Source organism: Chryseobacterium herbae, assembly GCF_025154075.1.
In the GTDB taxonomy this organism is placed as follows: Bacteria; Bacteroidota; Bacteroidia; order Flavobacteriales; family Weeksellaceae; genus Chryseobacterium; species Chryseobacterium herbae.
Map to the genome: position 1 here is coordinate 1,096,179 of NZ_JAOAMU010000001.1, position 16,062 is coordinate 1,112,240.

General features: G+C 37.8%; 16 protein-coding genes. 9 read left to right on the plus strand and 7 right to left on the minus strand.

Going from position 1 to position 16,062, the window contains the following annotated elements; all coding sequences use genetic code 11:
• Positions 1-102: 102 nt before the first annotated feature.
• Complete coding sequence (gene secG / locus N0B48_RS04685) at positions 103-465, plus strand: preprotein translocase subunit SecG (protein ID WP_259837101.1); 363 nt, start codon at positions 103-105, stop codon at positions 463-465.
• A 51-nt stretch (positions 466-516) separates the two neighbouring features.
• Here the strand turns inward: secG and N0B48_RS04690 are convergent, their stop codons facing one another.
• Together N0B48_RS04690 and recR are read right to left on the minus strand one after the other, a co-directional pair.
• Entirely contained in the window at positions 517-1,350 is an 834-nt protein-coding gene (locus N0B48_RS04690; protein WP_259837102.1) for a glycosyltransferase family 2 protein, read from the minus strand.
• A gap of 2 nt (positions 1,351-1,352) precedes the next feature.
• Complete coding sequence (gene recR, locus N0B48_RS04695; protein WP_072922549.1) at positions 1,353-1,964, minus strand: recombination mediator RecR; 612 nt, start codon at positions 1,962-1,964, stop codon at positions 1,353-1,355.
• A 446-nt stretch (positions 1,965-2,410) separates the two neighbouring features.
• On the opposite strand from recR, the gene N0B48_RS04700 reads away from it, so the two are divergent.
• The 4 genes from N0B48_RS04700 (at position 2,411) to N0B48_RS04715 (ending at position 5,869) form a co-directional block, all read left to right on the plus strand.
• Positions 2,411-3,016 (plus strand): LURP-one-related family protein, encoded by a 606-nt coding sequence (locus tag N0B48_RS04700; protein ID WP_259837103.1) that lies wholly within the window; start codon positions 2,411-2,413, stop codon positions 3,014-3,016.
• Positions 3,017-3,036: 20 nt separating this feature from the next.
• A complete protein-coding gene (locus N0B48_RS04705; RefSeq protein WP_259837104.1) occupies positions 3,037-3,528 on the plus strand; it encodes a hypothetical protein in 492 nt (163 codons plus the stop codon).
• A gap of 109 nt (positions 3,529-3,637) precedes the next feature.
• Complete coding sequence (locus N0B48_RS04710; RefSeq protein WP_259837105.1) at positions 3,638-5,080, plus strand: aminoacyl-histidine dipeptidase; 1,443 nt, start codon at positions 3,638-3,640, stop codon at positions 5,078-5,080.
• A gap of 207 nt (positions 5,081-5,287) precedes the next feature.
• Positions 5,288-5,869 carry an LOG family protein gene (locus tag N0B48_RS04715; protein ID WP_259837106.1) on the plus strand — a complete coding sequence of 194 codons (582 nt, stop codon included), beginning with the start codon at positions 5,288-5,290 and terminating at the stop codon, positions 5,867-5,869.
• Positions 5,870-6,118: 249 nt separating this feature from the next.
• Here the strand turns inward: N0B48_RS04715 and N0B48_RS04720 are convergent, their stop codons facing one another.
• The gene (locus tag N0B48_RS04720) at positions 6,119-6,448 is read right to left on the minus strand and encodes a 2Fe-2S iron-sulfur cluster-binding family protein (RefSeq protein ID WP_123876696.1); all 330 of its coding nucleotides are present in this window, start codon (positions 6,446-6,448) and stop codon (positions 6,119-6,121) included.
• Between the two features lie 12 nt (positions 6,449-6,460).
• Positions 6,461-7,516, minus strand: a complete 1,056-nt coding sequence (locus N0B48_RS04725; RefSeq protein ID WP_047455067.1) for an NAD(P)/FAD-dependent oxidoreductase — start codon at positions 7,514-7,516, stop codon at positions 6,461-6,463.
• A 157-nt stretch (positions 7,517-7,673) separates the two neighbouring features.
• Here N0B48_RS04725 and N0B48_RS04730 point away from each other — a divergent pair, with 157 nt between their 5' ends.
• Positions 7,674-8,444, plus strand: a complete 771-nt coding sequence (locus N0B48_RS04730; protein ID WP_259837107.1) for a DUF3108 domain-containing protein — start codon at positions 7,674-7,676, stop codon at positions 8,442-8,444.
• Positions 8,445-8,779: 335 nt separating this feature from the next.
• Here N0B48_RS04730 and pheS read toward each other — a convergent pair whose 3' ends face one another.
• Both pheS and N0B48_RS04740 read right to left on the minus strand, forming a co-directional pair.
• Positions 8,780-9,790 (minus strand): phenylalanine--tRNA ligase subunit alpha, encoded by a 1,011-nt coding sequence (gene pheS, locus N0B48_RS04735; protein WP_259837108.1) that lies wholly within the window; start codon positions 9,788-9,790, stop codon positions 8,780-8,782.
• A gap of 126 nt (positions 9,791-9,916) precedes the next feature.
• Positions 9,917-10,576, minus strand: a complete 660-nt coding sequence (locus tag N0B48_RS04740) for a YceI family protein (protein ID WP_259837109.1) — start codon at positions 10,574-10,576, stop codon at positions 9,917-9,919.
• Positions 10,577-10,651: 75 nt separating this feature from the next.
• Here N0B48_RS04740 and N0B48_RS04745 point away from each other — a divergent pair, with 75 nt between their 5' ends.
• Positions 10,652-11,587, plus strand: a complete 936-nt coding sequence (locus tag N0B48_RS04745) for a sulfate/molybdate ABC transporter ATP-binding protein (RefSeq protein ID WP_259837110.1) — start codon at positions 10,652-10,654, stop codon at positions 11,585-11,587.
• Positions 11,588-11,907: 320 nt separating this feature from the next.
• Here N0B48_RS04745 and N0B48_RS04750 read toward each other — a convergent pair whose 3' ends face one another.
• Positions 11,908-12,252 carry a zinc ribbon domain-containing protein YjdM gene (locus tag N0B48_RS04750; protein ID WP_076506582.1) on the minus strand — a complete coding sequence of 115 codons (345 nt, stop codon included), beginning with the start codon at positions 12,250-12,252 and terminating at the stop codon, positions 11,908-11,910.
• 433 nt (positions 12,253-12,685) lie between these two features.
• Here N0B48_RS04750 and N0B48_RS04755 point away from each other — a divergent pair, with 433 nt between their 5' ends.
• On the plus strand, positions 12,686-13,891 hold the full coding sequence (locus N0B48_RS04755) for an RsmB/NOP family class I SAM-dependent RNA methyltransferase (RefSeq protein ID WP_259837113.1): 1,206 nt from the start codon (positions 12,686-12,688) through the stop codon (positions 13,889-13,891).
• Positions 13,892-14,090: 199 nt separating this feature from the next.
• Entirely contained in the window at positions 14,091-15,758 is a 1,668-nt protein-coding gene (locus tag N0B48_RS04760) for a GLPGLI family protein (RefSeq protein ID WP_259837115.1), read from the plus strand.
• Positions 15,759-16,062: the final 304 nt, after the last annotated feature.

Genomic DNA, 16,062 nt, shown 5'->3' on the forward strand with positions numbered 1-16,062 from the left:
GCTGACGCTGCCGTTTTTATTTTTACTAATATTTACCATGATCTTCTTTGTCATTCGGTAAAAAAAGATTAAATTTGCCCATTCAAAAAGATATCAAAATTAATGGATACTATATTTATACTATTGATGGTTCTTGTTATGATCGCCAGCATCTTATTGGTAATCATCGTTATGGCTCAAAATCCTAAAGGAGGAGGTCTTTCCAGTACTTTCGGAGGTGCATCACCTGCACAATTCGGAGTACAGAGAACCAATGATTTCATGGAAAAAGCAACATGGACTCTGGGCGCAGTAATCATCGTTCTTATTCTTATAAGCGTTGTGATCACAGGGAAGCCTACAACAGCAGCTCCTGCACAGCAGCAGCCATTGAAGAAGGAAACTACAGCTCCGGCTAAGCAAACTGCTCCAGCAGCTACGACTACTGCTCCGGCTCAGAAAACACCTGTAGCTCCGGCTAAATAATAACAGACCTATCTTATATACAACAAAAGCAGTTCAAATTGAACTGCTTTTTTATTTTAGCTTGATTTTTTCAATCTTATGCCTCAGCTTCAGACCTGCTTTTAAAAACGAATACTGCATCGGTTTAGATTCTCTGTAGTATTTATCGATGAAGATCTGCATTGCTCCATAAAACCGGTTAAGATATACTTCATCTTTAATGGTACTTTCGCCCTTATGATGAAGAAGAGAAGCTTTTCCGTAATAATAATTTTTGTAGCCGTTTCTCAACAGCGTATAGCACAGATCAATATCTTCCCCGTACATAAAATACGCTTCATCCAATCCTCCGATATTTTCGTAAATGTCTTTTTTGACCAGTAAAAATGCTCCGGTCACGACATCTACTTCTGCAATGGCATCTTCCTCAATATCACTTCTGTAATAAGATTTTGAATTGCTTCTTTTAAAACTCGTAAACAGTTTCTCAAAGGAATTGAACATATCAGGAACGGAACGCTTGCTTTCAGGAAGAAAAACCCCTTCCGCATCATGCATTTTTACGCCCAGGCATCCGAAATTCTCTTTAGAATCAGCAAAATCAAGAAGATCTTTCATATAATAACCTTCCAGTTCAGTATCCGGATTCAGGAGCAAAACATACTCTCCTGCTGCGGTATGGATTGCTTTATTGTTGGCAATGGCAAAACCTTCATTATGTTCGGAAGATATAAAACGTACTTTTGGGAATTCCGGGATAAGATCACCCCAGGACGCATCTGTAGACGCATTATCTATAACGATCACTTCATAATCCTCTCCTTCCGTATATTTCTGAATAGACAAAAGGCAGTTTCTCAACAGCCTGGTAACATTATAATTGACAATAATTATCGACAGCTTCATATTTAATCCTTTTCGTTGTAGGGCAATCTGTTCATAATAGATCTTCCCAAAGATACTTCATCTGCATATTCCAATTCATCTCCTACCGAAATTCCTCTCGCAATACTTGAAAAATTAACATTGGAGTTTTTAAATTTCTTGTAAATGTAATAAGCTGTGGTATCTCCTTCCATCGTGGCACTTAATGCGAAAATAAATTCCCTCACTCCGCCTTCACTCACTTTTCTTTCAATGCTTGGAATATTCAGCTGATTCGGTCCTACTCCTTCCATCGGTGATATTTTCCCACCTAAGATCAGGTATTTCCCTGTAAACTTTCCTGTATTTTCAATGGCAATCACATCACGCACATCTTCAACGATACAGATCACTTCGCTGTTTCTTTTTTCATTACTGCAGATTTCACACACTTCAAAATCTGAAAAATTGTGACATTCTTTGCAGTATTTTATTTCGTTGACAAGGTTGATTAATGAGTTTCCAAGACTTACCGCTCTGGAACTGGGCTGTTTTAACAGATGTAACGCTAATCTCAAAGCTGTTTTTCTCCCGATCCCGGGCAGCCCCGAAATTTCGTCTACGGCTTTTGCTAAAACTTTACTAGGGTAATCCATAGTACAAAAATAAGGAATATTGTTGAGAGTTGAGGGTGTTTGAGAGTGGGAGTGTTTGAGTGTTTTAGGGTTGGGGAGTTGTGAGTTTTGTGGGTTTCGTGGTGCGGGATTCGGGAGTTGGGAGTTGGGTTGGAGAATATGACTGGTGGCTTCGAGGCCCTCAGCCACCAGACATTGGTCTTGCATTCAATCTTTCCGGATTCAAAGTCTTTCCAACCCAGTATTTTGTAATTTAAACTCTACAACACAAAACTCTCCGTCTGATATCTGGCATCTAAAATCTTATTTCTAAAATCTACCATTCACCATTCACTTGCGAAGCAAAATTGACCATTGACCTATTCCCGTCTCATGTCTCGTGTCTGAAATCTCACATCTAAAATCTTCCCCCAACATTCTAAAAAAACCTCTATCTTTGAGGCTCTAATATGAAAAAAATAAACTAAATGGTACTTAAAAATCTAAACTATCCTCTGGATTTCAAATTTAAAATTTCAACTTTATCGAGTGACTTCAATATTACTGACAAAAACGGGAGCTATGTAGCCTATGTACGTCAGAAAATGTTCAAACTAAAGGAAGATGTGATTGTTTTCAATGACGAAAGCAAAACTAAGGAGCTTTTCAGAATCAAAGCCAACCAATGGATCGATTTCAATGCTTCTTATTCTCTAAATGATCTTACCGACAACAAAAACTACGGAAGGCTGGCCAGAAAAGGAATGCGCTCTCTCTGGAAATCTACCTATGACATTCTGGATTCAAACGACCAACCTAAATTCATCGTTACAGAAGATAATGGATGGACAAAATTCTTTGACGGAATGGTAAGCGAGATTCCAATCATAGGGATGTTTACAGGGTATTTTCTTAACCCGGCTTATACGGTAAGAGGTATAGACGGAAAGGAATATTTTAAACTAAAAAAAATGCCTTCATTCTTCGGAAGAAGATTCCAGCTTGACAGAGTGATCGATATTGATGACGAAGACGAAAGCTTAGTGATCCTGTCATTATTAATGATGGTTCTTCTGGAAAGAGCAAGAGGCTAAAACAACAAAAACCGCAGACAATGAAATATCTAATCATTTTCTTTTCAGCGCTCCTTTTGACCGCATGTAAAAAAGATAAAGAAACCGTTAAGGACAACGCTTCAACAGATTCTTTGAACATTGTTAAGGATTCTGCTAAAACAAATGCCGCATCAGGAAAGGTGCAGGTAGACATTATCGCTTTTCCGAAAGAGATCAAAGAATGTTCATGCTATTTTGCAAGAAATAAAGCAGAGTTTGAAGCAGAGAAGTATATCTACGCCGATGATGCCGGAAAAACGGCCTATATGAAACTGGATGGCCAAAGAATGGCAATGAACCTTATTTCCTCAAGCGACATGGAAGTGGATGAGGAACTGACCAAAGAAATTGAAAGCGATAACTACAAGATTTCTGTAAAAGGTAAAAAAATAAAGCATGAAGAAGCTTTACTGTTCGAAGGTACACTGACGATTGAAAAACCGGATGGTACTGTAGAAACCATGCCTATTTATGGAGAATGTGGATGCTAGAAAAACGAAAGGGCTAAAAAATAAATTTACCCCTATGCTCCTTATAAAAAATGCTTTCGGATTCACGGAAGCATTTTTTATTTTGTAATTTTGATAAAAATAAAATTTCATGGAATTATCTAATATAGAACCGCAGATTATCTGGAAAAATTTCTCCAAATTAAATGCAGTTCCAAGACCGTCTAAAAAAGAAGAAAGAGTCATTGCTTTCATCAAAGGATTTGGTGAAGATTTAGGGTTGGAAACTACCGTAGATGAAGTCGGAAACGTGATCATCAGAAAGCCGGCTACAGCAGGTATGGAAAACCGCAAGTCTATCGTTCTTCAGTCGCACCTTGACATGGTATGTCAGAAGAACAGCGATACCAATTTTGATTTCGATACGGAAGGGATCAAAATGGAAGTTGACGGTGACTGGGTAAAGGCAAAAGGAACAACTTTAGGTGCTGATAACGGTTTAGGAGTAGCGACGATCATGTCTATCCTGGAAAGTTCAGATATTCCACATCCTGCTTTGGAAGCACTTTTTACCATTGATGAAGAAACGGGAATGACTGGTGCTTTAGGTTTAAAGCCCGGACAGTTGACTGGAGAAATCCTGTTAAATCTTGATACCGAAGAAGACGATGAGATCGATATCGGTTGTGCTGGTGGTGTAGATGTTACGATTACTCAAAATTACGGAACAGAAGCTGCAAAAGGACAAATTGTAAGAATTGAAGTAAAAGGCCTTCAGGGAGGACATTCAGGAATGGATATCCACAAAGGTTTCGGAAACTCCAATATTATTTTGGGAAGACTTCTTTACAGCGGTTTAGCTAATCAAAATATCCAATTGATCTCTGTAGACGGAGGCGGATTGAGAAATGCCATTCCAAGAGAAGGGGCAGCATTGATTTCTGTGAGAAATGCTCATGAATTCATCGAAGCGGCAACCGCTCTTAAAAAAGATATTTTAGAAGAATTTGCTACCGTAGAACCTGGTCTTCATATCAATATTGAAAACTCTACAACGTCTGACTTAGCTATTTCTGAGGAAGATTCAAAGAAGATCATTCTTACTTTAAAATCTCTTCACAATGGAGTTTACAGAATGAGCCCGGACGTAAAAGATCTTGTGGAAGCTTCTAACAATGTTGCGAGAGTTGAATTAAAAGGAGGTGAGCTTAAAATTTTAAACCTTACCAGATCATCCGTAGATTCATCTAAATATTCTGTGGCAGAACAGTTAAAATCTGTGGCTGAATTAGCAGGAATGAATGTTGAATTCAGTGGTTCTTATCCTGGATGGAAACCGAAACCGGGGTCTGAGATCGTACAGCTGATGGAAAAGATCTATACGGAGAAGTTTGGTGAGAAACCTCACGTTGTTGCCTGTCACGCGGGATTGGAATGTGGGATCATCGGAGCCAATTATCCTGAAATGGAAATGGTAAGCTTTGGACCTACCATCAGAGGAGCACACTCTCCGGATGAGAAAGCGAATATTCCTTCTGCTCAGAAATTCTGGAGTTTCACCAAGGATATTTTAGCGAATATTCCTTTAAAATAAGAAGATAAAATTGCTATATTGAATATCCAAAATCTTACGACTTTGGATATTTTTAATTTAAACCATTAAGTTTTTTTTTTAAGTCGTTAAGATGATTAAGAATTTACAGATGTCGGGCTTAAAAATATCTTTGATATTTTACTTAACTTTCCTTAATAACTTCATTGATCTTAATGGTTCAAAAATTATTTAACAAGATTTAAAATAATGAAAAGTATAACAGTATTCTGCGGCTCAAGTTTCGGCACAGATGATATTTTTAAAGAACAGGCTTTTCTGCTTGGTCAAACATTGGCTAAACAGCACATACAATTGATCTATGGCGGTGCAGACACAGGTCTGATGGGAGCTGTAGCAGACGGAACTTTAAGCGCAGGAGGAAAGGTTACAGGAATTCTCCCCCATTTCCTGCAATCCAAAGAAATTGCCCATAAAAACCTTACCGAGCTGATCATCGTAGAAACCATGCACGAAAGAAAAACAAAGATGAATGATCTTTGTGAAGGAGTCATCGTCCTTCCCGGCGGCTATGGAACGCTGGAAGAGTTTTTTGAAATGATCACCTGGGCTCAGCTTGGACTTCATAAAAAACCGATCGGGATTTTAAATATTGACGGGTTTTATGATGATCTGATAAAACTAGTTCAGACGATGGTAGATAAGGGATTTTTAAAGCTGGTGAATCGTGACATGCTTTTGATAAGTGAGAACATCGATGAGCTTTTGGAGAAAATGAGAAATTATGAGGCGCCGACAGTTGGGAAGTGGATTTCTAAGGATGAAGTTTAAGACTTTTATAATTTTCACATGAATAACTACAACGTTAATAAAGAAATGTTAGGTGTTACAGCCGTATTTGTAGGACTTTTTATTGTAGCCCCATTACTTTTCAAAGTTGATCATAAGGCATTCACAGAGGAAATTAAAAAAGAAGATACTGTAATTGTTCACAAATGGAACTGATCACCTTATTCAACCTATAGCAAAACCGCCCGGAGATTTCCAGGCGGTTTTTATATTAATTAAATTTAATATAGTCTAAGGATAAGGAGCAATCGCCACTTCAAGACCTTCCATGGAATCCATCATATGCAGCTGGCATCCCAGTCTGCTGTTTTCTTTTACGTGGTAAGCTTCCGCCAGCATGGCATCTTCTTCATCTCCCATAGGCTCAAGGCCCGGATCATTGATCACATATACCTGACATGAGGCGCACATCGCCATTCCGCCACAAACTCCGATAGTTCCCTCTTCCGCCAATTCATAAGAACGGATGATCTCCATCAGGTTCATAGACATATCTGTAGGTGCTACAACATCATGGGTAATCCCCTCCCGATCGGTGATCTTTATATTAATATCTGACATAATAGTGCAAAATTAGTCAATTTTTTTCACAACTGCCTTTTCTGCTTCTTTACGGCTACCGTCAAATCCGTCTACACCGCTTACTGTCGTATATTTAAGTACAAATTTTTTCCCTGGATTCAGTCTGTTGTAAACACTCTGACACATCAGAGTTGCTTCGTGGAAACCGCAAAGGATCAGCTTCAGTTTACCCGGATAGGTATTGATATCTCCGATTGCGTAGATTCCATCGATGTTGGTCTGATAATCAAGTGCATTGTTCACTACGATTGCATTTTTCTCGATATTCAGTCCCCAGTTTCCGATCTCACCCAATTTTGGAGTCAGTCCGAATAAAGGAATGAAATAATCTGTTTCAATATCAAAAGCTTCCTGCCCTTCAATTTCTACTGTAATCGCTTCTACTTTTCCGTCACCTTTGATCCCGGTCACTTCAGCGGGTGTAATTAACTTGATTTTCCCCTGGTTCTTAAGATCCTGAACTTTCTCTACAGAATCCAAAGCTCCTCTGAATTCATTTCTTCTATGGATCAAAGTCACTTCACTCGCTACATTAGAAAGGAAAACACTCCAGTCCAAAGCAGAATCTCCACCTCCGGCGATCACTACTTTTTTGTTTCTGAAATGTTCAGGTTCTTTCACGAAATATTCAAGACCTTTTTCTTCATAGTCAGCTACATTTTCAAAAGTAGGTTTTCTAGGCTCAAAAGTTCCCAATCCACCGGCAATGGCAATTGCTTTACATCTGTGAACCGTTCCTTTGTTAGTGATCACTTCAAACCATTCATCGTCTACCTTGGTATAAGAAACCGCCGTTTCTCCCAAAGTGAATCCCGGCTGGAACTGTTTGATCTGCTCCATCAAATTATCTACTAATTCTCCTGCATTCACAGAAGGATATCCCGGAATATCGAAAATAGGTTTTTTAGGATAAAGCTCAGCTAGCTGTCCTCCCGGCTGTGGAAGTGCATCAATAATATGGCACTTCATTTTTAATAAACCTGCTTCAAAAACAGCGAAAAGCCCGGTAGGTCCGGCACCTATGATCAATATATCAGTGGTTATCATAATAATAAGATAATTTAATTATACATGTAAGTGCAAATTTACTAATTTTAATGCGAAGCCTATTTAATTGATTCTAAATAAAAACCTGAGATTTATCAAATCTCTGTAAATACTTAAGGATCTTAAATTTGGCAGTGTTTTTGTTAAATGTCATACCATGAAGAAAATTTTAAGTTTTTTTGCAGTATTTACGTTCCTGTTGAGTTACGCTCAGATCGATAATATTGCTGACGGCGAGTCTATTACCTTCAGAATCCACTACGGAATCCTGAATGCCGGAACCGCCAATCTTACCACAAAAAAAACGACTTATATGGGCGCTCCCCATCTCTACGTTAAAGGCACAGGACAGACTACCGGAGCTGTAAAAGCCTTCTTTAAAGTAGAAGATCTCTATGAAAGTTTTATCAATACAGATACCGGTCTTCCCAGTTTTTATGTAAGAAATGTGCGTGAAGGCAGCTATCGTCAGCATTTTGAGACTGTTTTCAACCACGATAATCACACTTTAATATTAACTGATAAAAAGACACCTGCTAATGGCTCAAAGGTCATGAAATCCATCAAAGGGGTTCAGGATATGCTTTCCTGCTTTTATTATCTGAGAAGCAAAAGTACAAGCGAGCTAAAAGTAGGAACCGTGATCAATATGAATGTCTGGATAGACGATGAAATGTTTCCGTTTCAGCTGAAAGTAACAGGCAATGAAGATCTGAAAACAAAATTCGGGACGATCAACTGTCTTAAAATTATTCCGTCTGTCAAAAGCGGAAGGGTTTTCAAGGAAAAAGAAGGGGTTACGATGTGGGTGACCAATGATGCCAACCACATCCCAATGCTTCTGAAAGCCGAACTGGCTGTAGGATCCCTGAAAGCAAGTATTGACGATCTTAAAAATGTGAAATACCCTTTAAAGTATCTTAAATAAAGAAGATAATCAGTTTTAAAAATATAAAAATGCCGGCAAAGAAATTTTCCGGTATTTTTTGTGTTAACGATGTAATACATCTCAACTTCCGGTTGTCTTATTAATAACAGCAGACGTAAGAATGTATACCGATGAATCCGAAATATAATGTAACGCTTCGACTCCGCTCAGCGTGACAGAGTTTCAGAAAAATAAGAATCCGTATTTATATTTCTCTGCCCATGAATAAGACAATACACGTTGTAAATTTTCAATAAAATCGTTTTTAATTACGTTTTGTTTCTTAGGTCAGTAATTAAAAACAAAAACCTCCGGAAATTCCGGAGGTTTATTTTTTATAGTGATTTAAACTGTTCTAAAGTTCTGATATCATTTTCGAAGAACATTCTGATGTCGCTCATCTGATAAAGAAGCATCGTGATTCTTTCAATACCCATTCCGAAAGCGTATCCGGAATATTTCTCAGCATCGATATTCACGTTTTTCAGAACGGCAGGATCTACCATTCCGCAACCCATGATTTCCAGCCAGCCTGTTCCTTTTGTGATTCTGTAATCGGTCTCAGAGTTTAATCCCCAATATACATCAATCTCCGCACTAGGTTCCGTGAACGGAAAATAAGAAGGTCTCATTCTGATCTTAGATTTTCCGAAAAGCTCAGTCGTAAAGAACTGGATCGTCTGCTTAAGATCTGCGAAACTTACATTCTCGTCAATATACAAACCTTCGATCTGATGGAATATACAGTGTGAACGTGAAGAAATAGCCTCATTTCTGAATACTCTTCCCGGAGAAAGAATTCTGATTGGCGGCTGATTTTCTTCCATATAACGGATCTGAACGGAAGAAGTATGCGTTCTTAAAAGGACATCAGGATTCTGCTCAATGAAGAAAGTATCCTGCATATCTCTTGCCGGATGGTATTCAGGAAGGTTCAGCGCCGTAAAGTTATGCCAGTCGTCCTCTATTTCAGGACCGTCGGCTACTGCGAAACCAATTGATTTGAAAATTTCAATAATTCTGTTTTTCACCAGATTGATCGGATGTCTGGACCCAAGATCCAATGGAAAAGCAGGTCTTGTAAGATCTTCTTTTTCTGTGATAATAGCAGATTGGGAAGAATCTTTCAGATCTTCCAGTTTTCCTGCGACAGCCTGTTTCAAAGAATTGATCTTCAGTCCGAATTCTTTTTTCTGGTCGTTTGGAACTTCTTTAAATTTTTCAAAAAAATCATTCAGAACACCTTTTTTACCATTATACTTAATTCGGAAGTTTTCAATTTCCTCTTTAGACGTAGCATTGAAGCTGTTTACTTCGGTAAGTAGTTCTTCTATCTTTTCTATCATTGTTTTACCCTTTCAAAATGTTTTGCAAAAATACGTTTTTTAAGTTTAATAATGAATCTGTGATAAAAAAATCTGCCCCTTTATCGGAGGCAGACTTCAATCACTTATTTCACTTAAATAAAAAAATTATTTCTTTTCTAAAGCTTTAACGCTGATCTGAAGAGTTACCTCATCCTTAATCACGCCGTTTTCAGCAGGAGCCTGGAACTTCACGCCAAACTCTTCTCTTTTAATATCCTTAGGCTCGGTAGCCACACTTACTTCTCCATCTTTTACAGAGACATTGGCCTTAAACTGAACCGGTTTTGAAATGCCTTTGATCGTTAAATTACCATCAAGAAGCGTATTGTAATCTCCTTCTGTAGACGGAGTCACTTTTGTAATCTCAAATGAAGCCGTCGGGAATTTTTCCACTTCGAAGAAGTCTCCGCTCTTCAGATGACCGTTCAGTTTTCCTAACTGTTCAGCATCGTCTTTCAGATCTACGGAAGTCAGAGAAGCCATATCAGCAACAAATTTTCCGCTTTCAAGTTTTCCATCTTTTACCGTTACATCACCACTTTCAAACTTGATGGTTCCGAAATGGCTTGTGCTTTCAGACTTGAATACTTTATATCCTTTCCACTCCACTTTACTGTTTAATGTATCCAGTGTATACTGGTTCCCGTCTTTTGTAGTCGCCACCTCATTGCTTTCGCTGGTAACCGGTTTGTCTTTTTTACAAGAAACCGCTACAGCTGCCACAAATAAAGCAGGAATAGCTAAAGAAAACAGTTTTTTTCTCATTTTTGATATATTTTTATTACTTCCGCTAATATAATAAAAAATTTTATTTTTTCATAAAAACCTTACATTTGTATTATGCTATTAGAAATAAACAATTTATATTTTTCCCACACCAAAGATAACCCCCTGTTTCAGAACCTAAATCTAGGTTTTGAAGAGGGCAGAATCATTGCTCTTGCAGGAGAAAGCGGATGTGGAAAGTCTACATTGCTCAACCTGATTTATGGACTTTTGGACTGGGAAAGCGGTGAAATTGTTTTTAACGGAAAGCGTCTTTTGGGACCGAAAGGAAATCTTGTTCCCGGGGAAGCGGAAATGAAACTGGTTGCCCAGAATTTTGATCTGATGCCTTACGCTATGGTTGCTGAAAATGTAGGTAAATTTATTTCCAATATCAATTTAGCTCAGAAAAAAGAAACCATCATGGAACTTCTGGAAGTGGTAGGTCTTCAGGAATTCGCTCATGTTCTTCCTAAATATTTAAGCGGTGGCCAGCAGCAGCGTGTTGCCATTGCCAGAGCGCTCTCTGTGCTTCCGAAACTACTTATTTTGGATGAACCTTTCAGTAATCTGGATTTTTCAAGAAAAATAGAACTTCGCGAAAGACTTTTCAGATATGTGAAGCAGCATCAGATTTCTCTGATTATTTCCACCCACGAACTTCAGGAAATCATGCCATGGCTTGACCAGATCGTTATTCTTCAAGATGGAAGACTGATCCAGAACGAAAGTCCGGAAGAAACGTACAGACGTCCTTACAATTCATATGTCGCCAAACTTTTTGGGGAAGTCAATATTTTCAGTGAGGAAGAAAAAGCAGAATTTCAGCTTGCTAAATTTTCATATTATCCTAAAGAAATAAAAATTTCTGAAGATGGTATTGAAGCCGATCTTGTGGAAAGCAGATTTGCAGGAAACCATTACTGGAATAAGTTGAAAGTCCACAATAAAGAACTTATTATTTATACGGATGAAAAGTTAGAAGGAAATATTAAGATTTCATTTATTTAAGCTAAGAAATCACGGCAGTTAATGAACTGATAAGGGTCAATTTTATGATCAGTCTTTTCACCATTCAGGACTTACAACTCACCATTAAAAAATCATAACTCGTACATTTCCTTACACTTATTGTTAATATGTGGATAAAAAAAATACAAATCTAAGAAGCCGTTTAAAACTTTTTCTTACATTTGTATTTCCACAGCATAAGGAAATTTTTGGTTAATTCTCTTTCTGCCTTGAGACGGACATTAGCACCTCCCTGCAATTAAGTCTTTTTGAAAGATTACACTGTCCAATCTTTTCCTTTTTTATTTTTTGCAATAAGCCTACGCTTTCTTTACAAACTCAGATTTCAGAGCCATAGACCCGAAACCATCAATTTTACAGTCGATATTATGGTCGCTATCCGGTCTTAAACGAATATTTTTCACTTTAGTTCCGGCTTTTACCGGTTTTGGAGCACCTTTTACAGGAAGATCTTTGATTACTACTACAGAATCTCCATCCTGAAGCTCATTTCCGTTCGAATCCAGAATTTTTCCTTCACCGGCTGTTTCAGCAGCTGTCTCTTCAGGACTCCATTCATAGAAGCATTGTGAACAGGTCATCATATTATCTGTTGGATAGGTAAATTCAGAGCTGCATTTCGGACAAAGTACAGTATCACTCATATTTTTGATTTTTGCAAAGGTAGGATTTTTGTTTTAGATGTAAGATTTCAGACACGAGACATCAGACTCAGATGATAAGATGTCAATGGTGAATTTTGCTTCGCAAGTGAAGAGTGAATTTAAGATGCCAGATTTCAGATATGAGTACTGGTGACTTCGAGGTCCTCAGCCACCAGATGTTTGTCGTTCATTTAATCTTTCTTGATATATATATTGAATCCGATAACTCAAAAAAACCTCAAACCCGAATCCCACACCTCGGAATTTCGAACTCTCCTACTCTAAAACCCTCAACCTCTCCTACTCTCAAACTCAAACCCTTACCCCGCATCCCACAACCACTAAAATCTATCGATTCTCAAACTCATCAACCCGCCTCCCAACTCTCAACTATAATTCGTACTTTTGCAGATTCAAACAGCGAAGCAAATTTATGGAACTTATTCACAGAAACTTAGCGATCGGAATTCACGATGCTTTACAGGAAACATTTTTCGAGAAAAATAAATACGCCGATAAGGTTATCGAAAGACTATTAAAAGCCCACAGAAAATGGGGAAGCCAGGACAGAGCCGTTGTTTCTGAGATTTTCTATAATATTATCCGCTGGAAAAAACGTCTTGAATATTATATGGGTGAAGGTGTAAAACCTACCAATATCTATAAACTGATGATTGCGTACCTGCTTTGGAGCAAGACCAATTACAAAAAATTTGAGGAATTTGACGGAATTAAAATCGCAGATATCCTTACTAAGCTTAAAAAGAATACCGTTCCTACAAAAGCTATCGAGCATTCTATTCCTGAATGGCTGGCTGAAACTCTTGAAAAAGAATTAGGTCCCGGGTGGGAAAAGGAAATGCACGCTTTAAATGAGCAGGCTCCTACGGTATTAAGAGCAAACAGCCTAAAAACAACTCCTAGAGAATTGATCTCCGACCTTTCTGACGAAGGTGTTGTAGCGTATACGGTAAAAAATTATCCTGATGCTGTACAGCTTGAGGAAAAGAAGAATGTTTTTCTTACGACCGCTTTCAAAGAAGGTTTATTTGAGGTTCAGGATGCTTCTTCACAGAAAATCGGATATTTCCTTGATGTAAAAGAAGGCCAGAGAGTCGTAGATGCATGTGCGGGTGCGGGTGGAAAAACACTTCACTTAGCTGCATTGATGGGAAATAAAGGTCAGATTGTGGCTTTAGATATTTTCGAGTGGAAACTTGCTGAACTGAAGCGTCGTGCAAAAAGAGCGGGAGCGCACAATATCGAAACCCGTATGATTTCTGATAACAAAGTAATCAAGCGTCTTCATGATAAAGTGGACCGACTTCTTATTGACGCCCCTTGTTCAGGACTTGGTGTTTTAAAGAGAAACCCGGACAGTAAATGGAAAATTGATCAGGATTTTATCGACAGAATCAAAAAAGAGCAGCAGCAAATCCTTCAGGATTATTCCAAAATGCTTAAAGTAGGAGGAAAAATGGTGTATGCCACATGTTCTATTTTACCATCTGAAAATAATTTACAGGTAGAGGAATTTTTGAAAAACAATTCAGGTTACAAGCTGGTTAAAGATGACAAAGTAATGCCTAGTCATGGTTACGATGGATTCTATATGGCGTTGATCGAGAGAGTTTCTTAATCAGATTCAATCATACAATATATATAGCTGCTCTATTTCAGGGCAGCTTTTTTTGTTGAAAATTTTAATTAGATGAATATTTAAGGCGTATGTAACATCTGCTTCACTAAAGACTACTTATTGTATTGTAAAATCGTTTCAAAACCCAGCAAAATCTTAGCACAAATAGTAGAATTATTTCTGCAGAAACTCTGTCCTTATGTATAAAAAAGCTCTATTCAATTTCTTCGCCTTATTCTTATGCTGTATTGCATATGCACAAACCTATGAGATCCAGTACACCAGCTCTTCCAACGGAAAAGTTCTTACGGAACAGTCCCCTACTCTTGTTTGGGCAAACGCGAAAGAGAATTTTATCCTAACCAATAAGATCAGGGAGCAGAAAAGTGATTATCCATATGAAATCACAAAGGTCGAAAAACCTTCTAATACTGTTGTTTCCTATGCTTTCCTGAAGCTGGGAGACATAATTTCTTCTCCAGATGCAGAATCCATCGGAAAACAATCCTTTGAATTAACCAATGAAACGAAAAAAATCCTGGGTTATTCCTGTAAAAAAGCGGTTACAAAGATCAATTCCAATACTATAGAGGTCTGGTATACCAATGATTTAAAGATCAATGGTGGACCATCTGTTTTAGGACAAAGTTTAGGTTTTGTATTGGAAATCGAAAGAAATAAAAATTCACTGATCACCGCAACATCGATTAAACAAGTAAAGAAAACAGACATTAATGCTATTATAAAAGGATCCGTACCGTCTACCGACCTTTTAGGATATAGGAATCTGCTTTGGAAAAGTCGCTTTACCACTTTGAAAGTTTTTGACAATGAAACAATCAATTTTTCAGATGAATCAAAATCCAATGAAAACGTAAAGAAATTCGCTAATGGAACCATTATCCTTAAAAAAATAAAATTCCCTGCGATAAAGGAAGGTGAAAACATATTTGTAGAAGTTAAACAGCAATCCAATGGTGATGCCTACGACAGAACCGGAACCGTATTTTTTATTCCTCAGGATAAAACGTCTTCTTTTTTTGACGGACTGGAAAAAGGTGCTAAAACGCTTCCTGTTTACGACAATGGAAATGGAAAACAGTATTACGGAGTAACAGCCACTGAAAATTACAGCCCGGCGATAGAAATGATGAGATTTTTTACTGCTTTCGGGATTCAGAAATTCAATCATATTCAGTTGAAAGGAAAAGACTGGCAAACGGTGAGCCCTTACCGTCAGGATATCACAGAATTAAAACCGTCCCTTTCCGAAAAAGAACTTTGGATAGGAGCTTTCATCGGGAATTATGATAAAGGCGGTCATAAAATAAGTCTGGACATCACCATTCATAAAAGTGATCAGACGGTGTATAAAAACAATACGGTAATCCCTCTTTTCAACACTTTAAATATTATGGAAATGGCGGGTCAGGATTATTCAACGATGTTCGATAAGGACAAAGGTCTTTTTGTAGAATTTACCTTAAAAAAAGATCTGAAAAATGCCCAATTGAGATACATCACTACCGGACATGGAGGTTGGGAAAACGGAGATGAATTTGTTCCGAAAGCCAATTCTGTATTCTTAGACGGAAAAATGACATTTTCTTTTGTTCCCTGGAGATCAGATTGCGGTTCTTATCGCCTGTACAACCCTGCATCAGGGAATTTTCCGGACGGACTTTCTTCCTCAGACCTCAGCCGATCCAACTGGTGTCCCGGAACGGTTACGAATCCAAATTTCATCCCCCTTGGAGATCTGAAAGCGGGAACGCATACCATACAGGTAAAAATCCCTCAGGGAGCTTCAGAAGGCACAAGTTTCAGTTCATGGAATGTCTCAGGAGTTCTGTTAGGGTCCCAATAAAACAAAACCTTCTTGCAAAGAGAATTGCAAGAAGGTAAAAACACAAATGATGAAAAAAAATTATTTCGAGCCACAAAGTAAGGGCTAAAATTCATATAATAAATTACCATATATTATTAATTATTTCATTTTAATTTTGTATAGGATTAAGCCCCATTTTTTCATAGCGAAAAAAATTAATTAAATACGCGATAATTGGACCAAATAGTTAATATTTTTCTTTGAAATAAATTATTAAGTTAAAAATATTAACTTTTATTTATTTTTTATTGTTATTTTTAAACATCAAAGCTAATTTTGCTTC